Genomic DNA, 14,842 nt, shown 5'->3' with positions numbered 1-14,842 from the left:
CATCGTTGTCATTTTGGAACGCTGCGAAGTCTATGTCCCGAATGACATCGTTGTCAATCATGTTCTGTCGCTTTGAAAATGAGGTGTAAGCGAAGTGGCTACACTGCCGGTCTCCCAAAACCGGACCCGGAGGTTCGAGTTCTCCCACCCTCGCCAATGGCTGCGAAGCTCATGCGGATGAGCGTGCGTCTCATAAGCGCAAGGTAGTCAGTTCGAATCTGACCGCAGCCACCAGATTGTGTGGACGTGTAGCTGCTGGCTGGTATGTAGCCGGCGCCTTATAAGCGCCAGTCCGTGAGTTCAACTCTCACCACGTCCACCAGCGGGTCACAGGTGTTGACGGCAGCATAGGCGGCTCTTAACCGCTCGGACGGGATTCGACTTCCCGGTGGCCCACCAGAGTTTGGAGTCGTACTCGAATTGGATTGCAGAGACCTGACTTTTAATCAGGGAGAGAAATCTCAATGTGGGTTCAAGTCCCACCGGCTCCACCAGAACGAAAGGAGATTGCCATGTACCAGAGAGGAGGTCAACCGATGACGAATCATTAGCGAGGTGAATGTGAGACGAGATTTGGCGAAGTGCACGACCGAACGACCGCGGCATGGCCGCAGTTGGGCGATCACGAAGAAATACGGCGGCAGTGTAAGAGTCAGCCCCGATCGGGAGCACGACTATCCGGAAGAATACGGCGGGTTCCGTTCTTCTTCCCGGAAAAGACAGATCAACCCGAAAGGTTTTTCCGACTTTCTTTCACCGTTGCGCGGGGCAATCCGCAAGAACGTTGGACGGCCTTGGGACAAAGTCTTCGGCGAGTTCTGCGAAGCTCTTGACCGGCGTGGACTCAGCGGCTACCACATCTGGACTCATCTGATGTGGGAGGTCGAGACCAAGACTTTTATCGGGGAGGATGGCGAGGTGTATGGACGGCCGGCATTCGGAGGACGTCCGTCGAAGGTGGACGGATTTTTTGTTCATCCACTTACCGGGTTGCTTCTCTATAAGCAGCCAAGGCGCTTCCGTCCGCTGAAGAACACGGCAAGGTCGGATATTCCGGTGCCGGAAAATGAGCCGCAGGTCTACAGGAGGATTGATGGGTTGTGGTTTCGCTGCCTGGTCAACGTCGAGATCCGCAATCTCCGGCCGTATCGCACTGAAGTTGTCGTTCGTCGCGTAAAGAGTGCGAGTCGGAAGGAGATTGCGTGGATCGAGGCGCAACTGGCCCCGTAGCTCAGTGGAGTGAGAGCGGCTCTCTTCTAAAGAGCGGGTCGCGAGTTCGAATCTCGCCGGGGCCCCCAACCCAGATACGATTCGAGATTCACGGCTCTGCTCCCCATCCAGATCACGTTGGAGAAGCAGACACTCTTCTCCAAATAGTCCTGCAGTCCAACACGGTCCGTGGAAACTGGTACCAGGAAACCTCATGCGACTGATCAGCCTTCGCGCCGTATCCATCCGACGAGGATCCGCGTGGAGTGGTACGAAGGGTGATCTGGCTGCGTGTTTTGTAGGTCCTGTGTGTAGTGCCCCAACGCCTGCAAGTGCGTGGACTAGTGTGTGCGGGCAATCGGCCGGGCGGATCTCGTTGCTCCATCCGTCGGGCGGGATGCGTCCTCGCGATCCTGCGGCCAGAGAATCTCAATGATCTTCATGGTGTGGTCCCCTGGACGTCATGGGCCCGGCTACCGTGTTCGAGGCAGGTGCTGGTGATCGCGAACGTAGGTGCCGATCTGCTCCACTGTGCCGAGCCAGATCCCGTTCGCTGGGTCCTTTAGATATGCGCAAAGGCGGGCCAGAGCATCGAGGTCGGTGGTCTGATACGTACGCGAACCCATGTCATGGCCAACAAAGATGATCCAGCTGCCGTTTCTTTTCGCGTCGTCTACAACTTGCTTCATGTGATCGAAGTCGAGGTCGTCGAAGGGAGTGCCCATGGCCTGCGTGAGGTCTACGAACGAGGGGTCGTTAGGCGCTTCATCAAGGTAGCCGCGCCCAGTCAGGAAGCGTTTGGCGATCAGAGGGACGTAGCTCTTGGTTTGCATTCCGCGGCCAACGAACTTCAAGCCGCAGGGGTACGCGAAGTCTTTGGGCGTGACGCCGAGTAGGCTGTGAATGCGCCGGCTGTTCTCATCGAGTTGTTCAGCCATCCTGTTTAGGTCGTAATCCTCAAGGGCATTGCTACGTGAGAACGGGTAGTTACCGGTGCAGGGGTGCGTGACCGTGTGGCTGCCGATTTCGTGCCCTGCCGCTACCGCCTGCTTCCAGCCATCGAGCCGCTTTTCAATCCCGGGCGCCTGGGCATAGAAGGTCGCCTTCACTCCTGCTTTGTTCAGTACGACCAGCCCGGCATCAATTTGCGACGTGCGTGAGTCGTCGAAGGTGAGACTCACGGCCGCCCGTTTGCCTTCGGGCCAGTGGAAAGCAGTCTCGGGGGCGGAGGGCTGCGCCGAGGTTCGTCCTGCCAGATGCCCTAATCCGATTGCCAGGGCGATTGCGATTGAAGTCAACCTAAGTGCGTTCATTGTACTTTCCCCCTGAATCGCGATTGAGCAGTTTGTGGACGAGCGCAGGCAATTGATCAGGACTTTCGACCCGAACAACATCGAAACCGGCGTCCGCCGCGCTCTTCAATCCTGCATCGGAATCTTCGAATACGATACCGCCGCTGACTTGCAGCTTTTCGCGCATCAGCAAATACGGTGCGGGATCGGGTTTGTGCGCCGTGATCTCATCTCCAAATACGCAAGCGGTGAAGCACTCGGCGATACCCGCTCTGTGCAGCAATGGTTCGATGTCACTGCGATCGGAACTCGTGACCAGTCCGAGGCTCCGGCGCGCAACAGAGTGCAGCAGCGCGATCGTTGCTTCAGCAATTGGCGGCTGTGCGAGCTTCCAGCGGCGCACGATTTCCTTGCGCTCGGGAAGTCTCTCCTTCAGACGATGCATGGCGTCCGGGTCGGAGATCAACTCAGCCAAAGAGCTCAGCATGTTTTCGTCGCGGATACCTCGACCGATGCGGCAATAGTCTGCCCATGTGAAATCGATGTTGCAGGGCTTCAGCAGTTCGCACCACGCCCTCCAGTAGAGGGGCTCCGTGTCGGCCAGCACGCCATCGAAATCGAAGATGAGAGCCTGTGGGGTAGCGCGATACTTGGCAGTTGTCATGATCTGCAGACGGAATTCACGCGTGGAGCTGCGAGCGGTAGAGGCGTTCGAGCGCTGCCACTGAGATGACCCGGGAAGCGCCCAGTGCGCCGGCCTCGCTGCCGAGCGAGGAGACTCGCAGTTGGACGTCGTTGGCGGATTTCTCAAGCGACCGCTGGCGGATGACGCGCTTCAGCGGATCGGAAAGCAGGTGGGGCGCGGCCCGGAAAAGGGCGCCACCGAAGATGACGAGGCGCGGATTGAGCAGGTTGACCAAATCCGCTAGGCCCGCCGCGATGAAAGACGCGGCTTCCTGCAGAACGCGGAAGGCGAGGCTGTCGTTTTCGCTTGCGGCGCGCGCGATGAGTTCGACGCTGATCTGGTTCAGATCCCCTCCGGCAAAGTCGCGGATTCTGGAGTCCACTCCGCGCTCGATGCCGGTCCTTCCCGCCTCGATGATCGCCGCGCACGAGGCTACGCTCTCGAGACACCCGTTGTTGCCGCAGGAGCAGAGCGGGCCATCTTCATCTACGGTGATGTGCCCGAATTCACCGGCTTTGCCGCCGGCACCGCGGTACAGCTCGCCGTTGAAGTAGAAGGCGGCGCCGATGCCCATGCCGACCTCGATGAAGAGGAAGTCACTGATCTCCTTGCCGAGGCCAAAAACCCGCTCGGCGATGGCCATGGTGCGGACACTGTCCTCGAGGCGGCACGGAATCTTGAACTCGTTTTCGAAGATCGATTGCAGGGGTATGTTCTTCCATTCCGCCATCTGGCCGGGCCGGGGGAAAGACAGAACCACGCCGTTCTCGGTATCGATGACCCCCGAATGAGCGACGCCGGCGCCGAGGATGAGGTCTCGCTGGACGCCAGATACCGCGATGGCCTGGTGCACGCAGGCGAATACCCTGCGCAGTACGGCAACCCGGCCATCGGGGATTCCGGTCTCGATTTGGGCCTTGTGGACGATGCGGCCATTGAGATCAGTGATCACAACGTGCGAGTAGTATGAGCCGATGTCGACCCCCACGAGGTACCCCGCGTCCCCGCGAATCTCAAGCGGTATGGGCTTTCTGCCTACGAATGAGGATATAGGCGTGTTTTCTGTGACCAGCCCGCGTGCGATGAGGTCGCGCACCAGCGACGTGATCAGGGAAGCACTCAGGCCCGTCTTCTTCGCGATGTCTAACCGAGAGTAATTTGTCCCTTGATGAATGAGGCGGAGGATTCCAAGCTCCCGTTGTTCGGGCTTGACGAGGCGTTGGGAATCACTCGCTTCGACGGTCTTGGGCATTTTCTTGTCGCTCTCGTGAACATCGGCGGACACGCGATTTTCAATTCGCGTGGTGAACGAATAAGGCAAATACGGGAGACGTGCTCCGTTGGGCGGGGCGGACAGCCGCATTCGAACCGCCTGACCGATGCTCGCCCCGTGATTATATCGTCCCCATAGCGTCGCCTCGGCTCAGCCTTATCCGAACCCTAGTCTGCCGCCTAGAAGTAGAACTTGCCGGCCACTTGGCCAATGCGCGGATCGTTGGCTGAGGTGATGCATTGATCACGCTTGACGGGACCTATCTCGCCAGGTCTGGTTGCGTGCTGAATCCACGCCCGGCAAGCGGACCGGAGGGCTGCTTCACTTCGAACGAGGCGCGGAGGGCGATATCCGCCGACGAATTGCCGATCAGCACGTCGAACGTGCCGGGCGAGACCCGCCACAGCATATCGCGGTCGAGCAGCATCAGGTCCTCCGGTCGAAGGGTCATCTTCACGGTCTTCTTTTCTCCCGGCTGGAGATCGACCCGCTCGAATGCGCGCAGTTGCTCCACCGGGAGCGAAACGGGAGCGTAGTGCTCGTGCAGGTACAACTGCACGAGCTGGGTGCCGGCACGATGGCCGTTGTTCTCCACGTCCACGGTGACGTTAACCTGCCCACCCTCGGAGATCTCCCCAGACGATACGCGAAGGTTGCTGTACTTGAAGCTGGTGTAGCTCAGGCCATATCCGAATGGATAGAGCGGCGTTCCCGGCATATCGACGTATCCTCCGTCTTTCGACCAGGCATGCTTGATCCAGTACGCCTTGGAGGGCTTGTGGTTGTAGAACACCGGAAGCTGTCCGGAACTGCGCGGAATCGTAATCGCCAGGCGGCCCGTGGGGTTGTAATCCCCGAAGAGCACGTCCGCGACGGCCTCTCCGCCGCGTTCACCGGGTTCCCATGCCTCCACAATGGCGGGAATGTGTTCGGCTTCCCAGCGGATGGACAGCGGGCGCCCGTTCACCAGGACCAGCACAACCGGAGTGCCGGTCGCCTGAATCGCCTGCACCAGTTCCTCCTGGTAGCCGGTCAGGTCGAAGCTTGCAACATCGTAAGCCTCGCCATCCGTCGACATACCCAGCTTCCTTTCTCCTGCATTGTCGGGACGCTCACCCACTACAACAACAGCCACCTCGGCCTTGCGCGCTGCCGCCACAGCTTCTGCGAAATCTTTCTTGCCGCCGATCACGTCGCAGCCATGTGCATAGAGGACCCCGGATTGAGCGCCCAGCTTCTGCTTGATGCCATCAAGGATGCTGGTCATCTTGTAGGGCACGGCCGAAGGCGAGTAATCGCCGAGTTGGCTCCACGCGTCGTCAGCATCCGGTCCGATGACGGCGATCGTCTTCACCTGCTTCCTCAGGGGCAGCAGGTTGCCGTCGTTCTTGAGAAGGACGATTCCTTCTCGCGCCGCCTGCAGTGTGAGCTCCTGGTGCTCCTGGGAATGCATGACCTTCTTCGCGTGCTCGAGGTCCGTAAAGGGGTTTTCGAACAGACCCAGACGGAACTTGAGCTCGAGCACTCGCCTCACTGCACGATCGATGAGCCATTCCGGAACCTCACCGTTCTGAACCATCTGCACCATTGGGCCCATGTACGCGGGCTCATAAGTGATGTTCAGGTCCACGCCTGCGCGCAGCCCCATGGCTCCGGCCTGCTTTTGATCGGGGGCGACGTTCTCATACACGATCGAGTCGAAACCGTTGCCTTCGCTCACCAGGATTCCCTTGAACCCCAACTCATTGCGCAGTACCTGGGTGTTCCACTTTTCCGACGAGTGTTCCGGAACGTCCTCGATTTCCGGATAGCCCGCCATGACGCCGAGCGCGCCCGCATTGAACCCGGACACCCATGGGACGAGGTAGTTCTCACGCAGGCTGCGCTCCGACACCTCGACGGCACCGCGCTCCATTCCGCTGGCCGACTCACTCTGGGTGGGAAAGTCGGTCAGGAGAGCCACAACCTTGTCGGGAGCGGCGATATCGGATCCTTGCGCGCCTCGCACGATGTTCTTCATGATCTGCGCATACAGGTAGGGATCCTCGGTGTACGCCTCCATGTTGCGCCCCATGCGCGGGTCGCGGTCCAGTTCCGCCACGAGGGTGGACAGCACATGGATGCCGATGGCGCGGGCCTCCTCAGCAGACGCGGCGTAGATGCGCTGCACGAGCGGCATGTCGAATGTGCTTCCGACCGCGAGGCCCTCCGGGAACACCGTTGCATTGGGGAACATTGCGCCGTGCGTTCCCTCCTCGTCCTGCAACAGCGGGATCTTGAGGCGAGTCTGGGTGGTGGCAATCTTCTGCAGCTCATTGAAGTAGTTCACCTGCCACTCGAGGTCCTTCTGCTTGAGGGTGTCGGCGAGCGTAAAGAACCCGGCGCCGGGTCCGATCTCTTCGGTCTGGGTTCCCGCAGCGAACTTCCTTACCTGTTCGGCTTTTTCGTCCACCGTGGTGCCAAGTTGATCAACGTATACGCAGGGAAGGTTGAGCTGACCGATCTTCTCCTTCAGCGTCATGCGCTTGATCAGATCGTCCACGCGCGCGTCGATGGGCAGTGTGCGATCGAAGTAGGCCGGCTTATCGTCGGCAGCCTGAGCTGCATGGGCCGGCGTGCCGCTGGCGGCCGCAAGCAGAAGCGTCAGCGGAAGCACAGCCCGGCGTGCTGCGTTGAAGCCGCAATGCGCCAGAGAAACTACCGCACGTTGAGTACTGCGAACGGGCTTGGATTGCACAGGACTACAAAGGACCGTTTCCCCAGGCATTCTCGGAACCCCCGACCAAATGGATTGAATTTGCCTGATGACGTGATCAGGCTTCGCTGAAATCGATGGCCTTCGGCGCTCGTTGAAACAGCCGCGTGGTGGCCGCGAGGTAGGTGAATCCTAGGACAAACCAGGCTCCGCCGACAATCTTCGCGATCACGTTGAGGTTGAGCCAGATGGAGCCGCAGAACACAAAGCCGATGAGCGGCAGAACGACGTCGGCTAGCACGCGGCGCGATCCTGCCCTGCGCAGCAGGGCGAAGTGCCAGAAAGCCGAAAGGTTCACCCCCATGAAGGCAAGGAACGCACCGAAGTTGAGTAACTCGCCGGCGTGCTCATAGGCGTTGCCGATTATGTTGAGGCTGATCGCGCCCACGTACGCGAGCGCGCCGATGAGAAGGATGTTGAATGTGGGCGTATTAGTGTCGCGGTTAATGTGCGCGAAGAAGCGGCGCGGAAGTACTCCGTCCCGGCCCATACCAAAAAGGAGTCGCGCTGCGCCGAGCCCGCCGGTGAGTGCGCTACCCAGCGCAGCAAGCAAAAGGATGGAGGCCATGGATTGCGCGAGTACGCCTCCGCCCACGCGATGGCACACATCCAGAAAAGCTGTCTCGAGATTAGAAAACAGGTGCCAGTCCGGCCAGATGCGCTGGCCGAGATACACCTCGGTTCCGCTCAGCAGTCCCGTGAGAACGCATACCAACACAGTGGCGAGCAGCACGTTGCGTCTCGGGTTCTCGACATCCTCCGAAAGCGTCGTAATGCCGTCAAATCCAATGTAGGTGAGCGCCGCGAAAGAGGTGGCTCCCCAGATATGGCGCAGATTGAAAGTGGCGGGAGTGTAAAAAGGCGCGGTGGAAAGCAGCCCTCCCCATCCGGCCGTGTCAAACAGATAGTGAACGCCCATTACAAGAAAGGCGGCGATCACAACGCACATCGCAGTGAGCAGAAGCTTGTTTGCCCGCGCTGAAGACTTGATTCCAATCAGGTTCAGCTCGGTGACAAATCCTGCCACGATCAGTGCGATGACCGCGAAGGGGACGCGGGGAATGTACCGGCTCTGCAACTCCACCGAAATCCAGATGACGTTTAGGAGCGGCTGCAGCACGTAATCAAGAAGCATGGCCCAGCCAATCAGGAATCCGAGGTGCGGATTGATTGTGCGTCCGACATAGGTGTAAGCGGAACCCGCGGAGGGATAAACCGCCGCCATGCGCCCGTAGCTTACGGCGGTGATGACCATGGCCAGCATCGCGATCAGGATGGTGGTTACGGTGTGTCCGTTCGAGAGCTTCTGGGCGACGCCAAAGAGCGGAATAGGCGCTGTCGGCTGGATCAACACCATGCCGTAGAAGATGAGATCCCACAGGGTCAGGACCCGGCGCAATCGTATCGGGCTTGCCGCTCGGGTGGTTTCAGGCATAGGTTCATTGACCTTCAGAGGCTTACCCGCCAGTGTGCTACCGCCGTCCTTGGCGGGTACTGTTCAGGTACCGCGCCAACATTATGTACCAATGGTCTGCACTCCCATTCACTGCGAATTCGCGGGAACGGGCACTAAGCAACTCAGGCCGGTACCGCCGCAAGAACCTTCCTGAATGCTCCGACAATATCGTCTTCATCCTGCGGTGAAAGACAGGAGGGAATCGCAATGAGAATGGTTCTCTCGAACAGGCTGTCCGCCTGCGGGCAGGTTCCTTTTCCGTATTCGGCCCGGCATTCCCGGTTTTCTGAAAGGCCCCACGGGAAGTTGTTCTTGTCGATGCTCGTCTTTAGAACAAGGCTGGGGATGTTGTAGTAGATGTGCAGGCCCCATTCGGTCATTACGACGTTGTTCACTCCTTGCGACGACGTAATGATGCCCTCGGCGCGCAGGGCCTGATTGAGTTCGCGGGCCATCTCCGCTGTCGCGAAGGTGGTCAGCAGGAAACATCCCGTGTCGCCCGCCTCGTCCACGATGCGCCGCAGCCTGATCTCGGGCAGTTGTTCGAGAGCCTTGCGGATGCGGTACTTGCTTCCGTGCATCTGCTCGATAATCCGCGGCAGTTTGCGCAACTGCACGCGCAATATCGCCGCCCGCATCTCATCCAGCCGGTATCCACGGCCCCAGAGGCAGAGATCGCGCCGCTCGAACATGGCTCGTCCGGCAGCATCCCGCGCATACCCGGTGTCGTGGCATGCCACGGCGCGATGGAACAAATGCTCATGCCGGGTTACCACGGCTCCGCCTTCCCCGCTGGTCATGTTCTTGTTCATCTGGAAACTGAAGATGGCCATGTCGCCGAAGGTCCCGACCTTCTGGCCGCCGATGCTGCCGCCCGCACACTGCGCGCAGTCTTCCAGCAGGAAGATACCGCGCTCGCGCGCAATCTTCGCGACTTCCTGCACATTGACCGGAGTGCCGCTCATGTGGACAACGATCACACCGGCGGTCCGTGGACCGATCTTCGCGGCCACCGATTCCGGATCTACCCCAAAGGTCTCGTCAATGTCCGCCAGCACCGGGATGGCGCCGAGGTTCACGACGGCCGCAACCACCGACACCCACATGTAGGCGGGCACAATCACTTCCTGTCCGGGGCCCACTCCCAGAGCCGATAACGCAAGATGCAGTGCTCCCGTCCCGCTATTGACCGCCAGGCAGTGATCAATTCCGAGATACTGTGCGAACTCCGCTTCGAACGACTCAACTTCTCGCTGCAGGTCAATCCCGTAGTACCGGAAAGGCGACCGGCTGCGCAACACGCGGACGGCAGCATCGATCTCCTCATCGTCCATGTGGTGGACTCCGGGGAATTCCAGCGGGAGCGGCGTGCTGCGGACCGGGGTGCCGCCATGAATCGCGAGAATGCCTGATCTGCTCTCCGGCGCATTTGATCCTGCTTTCGAAGTCATCGTTAAAATCCTCCTGCTGTCCGTTCCCAGGTCTGAACACACGGCGGCACTGGCACACGTCATTCGACATAGGAGACTGTTGCAGATCATTATTTCGATGTCAATGGTCTGCAATGAAAATACTGACCCATTTTTAAGCGTATTAATTCTATCTTGAAGCAATTCTGCTTCGGTGCCATCCAACCACCTACATCTGGGGGTACAGTAGAAGAGTTCGTCACCTACCTTCGACACCTGCTGGGCGCTGAAGAGATTCGAGGCTGGGCTATGTCATTTCGTGTCGGTGTAGTTCTCCTACTTTCCTGCCTGGTTGGCTGGACTCCGTCGGTCATGGCTCAACCGAGCACTATCTTTTTCACCGAGAGCGGCTTTCCTGCCGCCGACACGGGCGCATTTTCCACCGAGGCCTTGAGGGCCCAACTCGAAGGAGTACGCAGCGCCGACGCCGATCGTCTGCCGGAGGTGCTGGCCCAACCGGCCACGCGGCTCCTCATCATGCCCTACGGATCCGCCTATCCCGAACAGGACTGGCCCGCAATCCTGCACTTCCTGGAGCGCGGCGGCAACCTTGTCGTCCTCGGAGGAAAGCCCTTTACGCGCCCAGCTTACCGAAACGGCCGCCGATGGGAACTGCGCCCCCCCAGCGTGGCAGCCTCTCATGAGCTGTTCATCGACGATTACCAGGAAACACCCGGCTCAACATCGCTCGCTTTCGAACAGAATCCTGATGTGAGCGTCGACATTTCGCCGTTCGCGTGGAAGCGCGCCTTCAGCCCCGTCCTTCGGCTGTCCGTCAGTCGTCGCCAACCCGTGGACGAGGGGTCAAACGGAACGCAGGATGCGTTTCTCACCACGCTTGCATGGGGCACGCGCGATGGGCATCGGTTCGCCGCGCCGGTAGTCATGATCGATCGCGTTGCGCAGCGATTCGTGGGTGGCCGCTGGATCTTCTTGGCCTGCGATGCCGATCCCGCAAGCATCGAGGGCGACCGCCTCATGGCCAACCTGCAAAAACTCGCGCTGCGTCAGAATGACCGGTTCACGTTCCGCCCGCGCTTCGCGGTCTTTGTCCCCGGAGAGTCCCTTGAGTTTGAGCTCAAGCTTGCCAGGGACGGCCATCCCGAATCAGGGGACCAGCTGAAGCTCCGAGTGTCTGCTGACGATCAGACCCCGCGAGAATTCTCGTTTCCCGCCGTGCCGGGCAAGATCATCACTCTACCCCAATCCGCATCTAAAGGCCGTGGCCTTCACACCGTTCAAGCCACGCTGCTGCGCCGCGGCCAACCGCTGTGGACCTACCGAACCGGATTCTGGCTTCGCGATCTCGCCTGGCTCAACTCCGGCCCGCGCCTTACCGTCGATTCAGACTATTTCCAGCTCGATGGAAAACCACTGCCCGTTGTCGGCACCACCTACATGGCCAGCGACGTTCATCGCTGGTTTCTTTACGAGCCCAATCCCTCGGCATGGGACAAGGATATGGGTTCCATCCGCGCCGCCGGCCTCAACATGCTCCGCACCGGAATCTGGACCAGTTGGGATCTGCTGCTGAATCCCGACAAATCCGCCAGCGAGCATACCCTTCGTTCCATCGAGGCCTTTCTCATGACGGCCCGCAAGTACGGGCTGCCGGTGCAGTTCAATCTGTTTGCATTTGCTCCTGACCTCACGCGCAAGGGCCACCCGTATCTGGCGCAAGGGGCCGAGCAGGACCGCTACGTTTCATCCCTCGCCAGCCGTTTTCACGAGGTGCCCTTCCTGGCCTGGGACCTGATCAATGAACCCAGCCCCAATCGCAACTTCTGGCAGACGTCGCCGAGCCCCGACGAGGCAGCCGCCTGGCGTGCCTGGCTACTTCAGCAATATCCGGATCAGCAGGCCCTCCTACCCGCCTGGGCTGATACAGGTCCCGGCGCGGCGGCTCCGGGGTCTGATTCTCTGAATGCATCGGCTAAAAACGGCTCCGCCGATCCTTTCGCTCTGCCCGAGCCAGCGGCTTTCGGGCCAGACGCCGTCCGCGCCGGCCACAATCCGCTTAAGGTGTACGACTATTTCCTGTTCACCCAATCCTTTTTCCGCGATTGGGTACGACATCAAACCGAGACGATCCGCGGTACCGGCTCGAACCAGCTCATCACCGTAGGACAGGACGAGGGCGGTGTCTCCGGGCGCCTCTCTCCAGCGTTCTACTCGCCGGATATCAGCTTCACTGCGACGCATACGTGGTGGGACTTCGATAGCGTCCTCTGGGCAAGCCTCTCGGCCAAGATGCCGGGCCAACCCATGCTGATCCAAGAGATGGGAGAGCAGCGCCGGCTAACCCAGAACGGGCATCTGCGGCTCTCGGCGGAGGAAGAATCATGGCAGCTCTCCCGTAAGCTGGCCATCTCCTTCGCCCAGGGCGCAGGCGGAATCGAATGGGTGTGGAACGTGAATGCGATGATGGCAATCGGGGATGAAGTTTCGATCGGCGCTATACGCCCGGATGGAACCGAGAAGCCCGAAGCCCAGGTTCTCGCCGGGTTGGCACAATTTGCTTCAAGCCATCCGGAGTTGTTCTCCCCCATCGAGCCCCCGAGCGTCACCCTCGTCACCTCCCAGGCCCAGCAATACACGGGCATGTGGGACATGGTCATTGCTATGCAAAAGAAAGCAGTTCGGGCAATGGCTTATTACAACCATCAGCCATTGCGGATTTTGCCGGAGAACCGGGTAGGCGAACTCGGCAAACCGCGCCTGGTAATCCTCCCCAGCGCGCAGGCTCTGGGCGAAGATGCCTGGCAGAAGCTGCTCGGTTACGTCGAAGCCGGAGGAACCTTGGTTGTCACTGGTCCAGTGGATCGCGATGAACATTGGCAGCCCGTCGATCGCATGGCGCCCCTTCACATCTCGGCTCAACTTGCGCCCTTGGACGTTCGTCAATCCGTGCTCGCGCTGCCCGGAAACGATCGCACTGTGTCTGTCTCATTTCCCTCCGAGGTCCAGACCGGACCGGTCAGCCTGATGCGCTTCGCCGATGGTTCCTCCATCCAGATCGTGCGCCACGGAAACGGCCAAATTCTCTGGGCTGCCGAGCCTCTCGAGTTCTCCGATGGCTTCGATGCTCCAGCTGCCCTCTATCGCTTTGCCATGGAAAAGAGCGGAGTGACCGCGCCCTTCGCACAACTGCGTCCGCTCTCTCCAGGCGTGCTTGCATTTCCCACCGTGATGCGCGACGCGGTCCTCTACTCCTTCTCCTCAGAATCGTTTGAGGACGAGCCCATCGATATCCAGGACAGCATTACCCACGCGCGCCTGCATTACACGCTTCCGGCGCAGCACGGTGCACTCGTTTTAATCCGCCGGAGCGACGGTGCCGTGGTGGCCTCTTATGGCGTACAACGCTGAGGAGAGTGCGTATCACCTATTTCCCGCCTCCGTCCTGTCGTTGTCCGAGTCACATAATGATGATTCGCCCACGACGTTATCCGAATCGTGTACGAGGTAGCTGGCCTGAGTCGGCATGCTGTTCATGCCGCGAAATCGCCGCGATCGATGCGGAATACTGTACGTCACGATTGGGTCATTGTTTGGGTCGGGTCGGGAGCAATCATCTTGCCGCGCGTGACAATTGGATCACGCACGGTAGTCGGCGCCGGCACTGTAGTCTCACGCAGCCTTCCGAATGATGTTCTGGCAGTTGGAAATCCCTGCCGAGGAATTCGCTTAATTGAACCGGATCGGTAATGGAAGAACGGCGAACTGCCAGACCTTTACCTCTTTTCTGGCGTTGTTATCCGGTAGCTGGCTATCTTGACCTTTGCCGAATCCGTCGGCACCGTCGTGAGCATCCCTCAAACGGCCAGCCCCCTCATGAAGCAGCGGCGGTCAACCGATCGCGTGCGAGACCAGCATCCAGTCTCGCACGCGATTGGTGGAGTAGCTCCTTACGACCGCTCCACTGGGATACTGCGGTTCCTGCGATCGGTCTTCCTCGATCGCTTCGGTCCAGAGCTTCAGCGTGAGATCCTCGCGCTTGGGGTTTCCGAGATAAGGGCGAAGTTCCTGCTCATAGCGTTCACGAAGTAGGTCGAGATCGAATGGGATCGTACGAGCAAGGTACCGCACGCACTTCGATCGCGCTCAATCCGGTCTAATTCATCCAAGGCATGAAGGTCGAAGAGGCCGTGGTGCATGGGCGCATCGGGCCGGTGAAGAGCGAATACTCGGACGACGAGTTGCCACTCGACCCCAGCTTTGCGACAGTGCTGCTCGACTGGAAGCGGTTCGGCAACCGAGGGAACTCGGGCGTGGTTTTTAGGACCATGTCACCGGGAAGTGCCATCACGCTTCGCCGCTCCAGCAGGACTGGATCTGGCGGGCGGGGTGGTGTCTGGTAGCGTGCCCGGAATGTGGAGCGGCCCCAGGCGTCCGCTGCAGTGGGTTTTCACTTCCAACCGCAAACGCCCCCGCATCGACGTGCATGGGCCCAGGAGTGAGGCAGCTACTGCGGCAGGCTATGGCAGCATCGGCTGGCATACCTTCCGCCACAAATACATCACCCTTCTCCGGGGGGCCAAGACTCCTCTGGACGTACAACAGGGGCTGGCGCGCCACGCCGATATCCGTACCACCACGCAGTACGGCGAGGTGCCGATGGACAATCAGCGAACGGCGAACTGCCAAGCCATACGGCCGATTCTGGAAAGGAGATCGGTGCGGTATGCGTCCTAAAACCGGAG

12 protein-coding genes and 5 tRNA genes are annotated in these 14,842 nt (G+C 59.8%); 10 read left to right on the top strand and 7 right to left on the bottom strand.

From position 1 onward, the window contains the following. The first annotated feature begins 80 nt into the window (after positions 1-80). The 6 genes from MOP44_RS07815 to MOP44_RS07790 all read left to right on the top strand — a co-directional run bounded on the left by MOP44_RS07815 (position 81) and on the right by MOP44_RS07790 (position 1,298). Positions 81-156 (top strand) — tRNA-OTHER (locus tag MOP44_RS07815). A 2-nt stretch (positions 157-158) separates the two neighbouring features. Next, positions 159-234, top strand: a tRNA-Met gene (locus tag MOP44_RS07810). 8 nt (positions 235-242) lie between these two features. Further along, a tRNA-Ile gene (locus tag MOP44_RS07805) sits at positions 243-322 on the top strand. 83 nt (positions 323-405) lie between these two features. After that, positions 406-494 (top strand) — tRNA-Lys (locus MOP44_RS07800). Between the two features lie 79 nt (positions 495-573). After that, positions 574-1,230, top strand: coding sequence for a hypothetical protein (locus MOP44_RS07795; protein ID WP_260795439.1), 657 nt, complete (start codon positions 574-576; stop codon positions 1,228-1,230). Further along, positions 1,221-1,298: transfer RNA gene (locus tag MOP44_RS07790), tRNA-Arg, on the top strand. Before MOP44_RS07795 ends, MOP44_RS07790 begins: the two co-directional genes overlap by 10 nt. 384 nt (positions 1,299-1,682) lie before the next feature. Here the strand turns inward: MOP44_RS07790 and MOP44_RS07785 are convergent. The 6 genes from MOP44_RS07785 to MOP44_RS07760 form a co-directional block, all read right to left on the bottom strand. Continuing rightward, positions 1,683-2,507, bottom strand: coding sequence for a polysaccharide deacetylase family protein (locus MOP44_RS07785; protein WP_260795437.1), 825 nt, complete (start codon positions 2,505-2,507; stop codon positions 1,683-1,685). 1 nt (position 2,508) lies between these two features. After that, entirely contained in the window at positions 2,509-3,165 is a 657-nt protein-coding gene (locus MOP44_RS07780; protein ID WP_260795436.1) for an HAD family hydrolase, read from the bottom strand. Positions 3,166-3,181: 16 nt separating this feature from the next. After that, entirely contained in the window at positions 3,182-4,549 is a 1,368-nt protein-coding gene (locus tag MOP44_RS07775; RefSeq protein ID WP_260795435.1) for an ROK family transcriptional regulator, read from the bottom strand. A 169-nt stretch (positions 4,550-4,718) separates the two neighbouring features. Continuing rightward, the gene (locus tag MOP44_RS07770) at positions 4,719-7,226 is read right to left on the bottom strand and encodes a glycoside hydrolase family 3 C-terminal domain-containing protein (RefSeq protein ID WP_260795434.1); all 2,508 of its coding nucleotides are present in this window, start codon (positions 7,224-7,226) and stop codon (positions 4,719-4,721) included. A 46-nt stretch (positions 7,227-7,272) separates the two neighbouring features. Further along, entirely contained in the window at positions 7,273-8,649 is a 1,377-nt protein-coding gene (locus tag MOP44_RS07765; protein WP_260795433.1) for an APC family permease, read from the bottom strand. Between the two features lie 143 nt (positions 8,650-8,792). After that, positions 8,793-10,121 carry a DegT/DnrJ/EryC1/StrS family aminotransferase gene (locus MOP44_RS07760; protein WP_260795432.1) on the bottom strand — a complete coding sequence of 443 codons (1,329 nt, stop codon included), beginning with the start codon at positions 10,119-10,121 and terminating at the stop codon, positions 8,793-8,795. 330 nt (positions 10,122-10,451) lie between these two features. Here MOP44_RS07760 and MOP44_RS07755 point away from each other — a divergent pair, with 330 nt between their 5' ends. Next, positions 10,452-13,508 carry a cellulase family glycosylhydrolase gene (locus tag MOP44_RS07755; RefSeq protein ID WP_260795431.1) on the top strand — a complete coding sequence of 1,019 codons (3,057 nt, stop codon included), beginning with the start codon at positions 10,452-10,454 and terminating at the stop codon, positions 13,506-13,508. Between the two features lie 147 nt (positions 13,509-13,655). Further along, complete coding sequence (locus MOP44_RS28045; RefSeq protein WP_390905476.1) at positions 13,656-13,847, top strand: LbetaH domain-containing protein; 192 nt, start codon at positions 13,656-13,658, stop codon at positions 13,845-13,847. A 141-nt stretch (positions 13,848-13,988) separates the two neighbouring features. Here the strand turns inward: MOP44_RS28045 and MOP44_RS07745 are convergent, their stop codons facing one another. Further along, positions 13,989-14,228 (bottom strand): hypothetical protein, encoded by a 240-nt coding sequence (locus MOP44_RS07745; RefSeq protein WP_260795430.1) that lies wholly within the window; start codon positions 14,226-14,228, stop codon positions 13,989-13,991. A gap of 41 nt (positions 14,229-14,269) precedes the next feature. Here MOP44_RS07745 and MOP44_RS07740 point away from each other — a divergent pair, with 41 nt between their 5' ends. Together MOP44_RS07740 and MOP44_RS07735 are read left to right on the top strand one after the other, a co-directional pair. Continuing rightward, positions 14,270-14,500: a hypothetical protein gene (locus MOP44_RS07740; RefSeq protein WP_260795429.1), complete on the top strand. Its 231-nt coding sequence runs from the start codon at positions 14,270-14,272 to the stop codon at positions 14,498-14,500. 1 nt (position 14,501) lies between these two features. Continuing rightward, entirely contained in the window at positions 14,502-14,834 is a 333-nt protein-coding gene (locus MOP44_RS07735) for a site-specific integrase (protein WP_260795428.1), read from the top strand. The last annotated feature ends 8 nt before the right edge of the window (positions 14,835-14,842 follow it).

It is taken from the genome of Occallatibacter riparius, assembly GCF_025264625.1.
Lineage (GTDB): Bacteria > Acidobacteriota > Terriglobia > Terriglobales > Acidobacteriaceae > Telmatobacter > Telmatobacter riparius.
The sequence above is the reverse complement of the archived record's forward strand: the minus strand, read 5'-3'. Positions and strand labels throughout refer to the sequence as shown.

Bases quoted from the DNA above. Each gene is read 5' to 3' on its own strand.
- MOP44_RS07780 (WP_260795436.1), bottom strand. From the start codon at position 3,165: ATGACAACTGCCAAGTATCGCGCTACCCCACAGGCTCTCATCTTCGAT.
- MOP44_RS07775 (WP_260795435.1), bottom strand. From the start codon at position 4,549: ATGCGGCTGTCCGCCCCGCCCAACGGAGCACGTCTCCCGTATTTGCCT.
- MOP44_RS07770 (WP_260795434.1), bottom strand. From the start codon at position 7,226: ATGCCTGGGGAAACGGTCCTTTGTAGTCCTGTGCAATCCAAGCCCGTT.
- MOP44_RS07765 (WP_260795433.1), bottom strand. From the start codon at position 8,649: ATGCCTGAAACCACCCGAGCGGCAAGCCCGATACGATTGCGCCGGGTC.
- MOP44_RS07760 (WP_260795432.1), bottom strand. From the start codon at position 10,121: ATGACTTCGAAAGCAGGATCAAATGCGCCGGAGAGCAGATCAGGCATT.
- MOP44_RS07755 (WP_260795431.1), top strand. From the start codon at position 10,452: ATGGCTCAACCGAGCACTATCTTTTTCACCGAGAGCGGCTTTCCTGCC.
- MOP44_RS28045 (WP_390905476.1), top strand. From the start codon at position 13,656: ATGCGGAATACTGTACGTCACGATTGGGTCATTGTTTGGGTCGGGTCG.
- MOP44_RS07740 (WP_260795429.1), top strand. From the start codon at position 14,270: ATGAAGGTCGAAGAGGCCGTGGTGCATGGGCGCATCGGGCCGGTGAAG.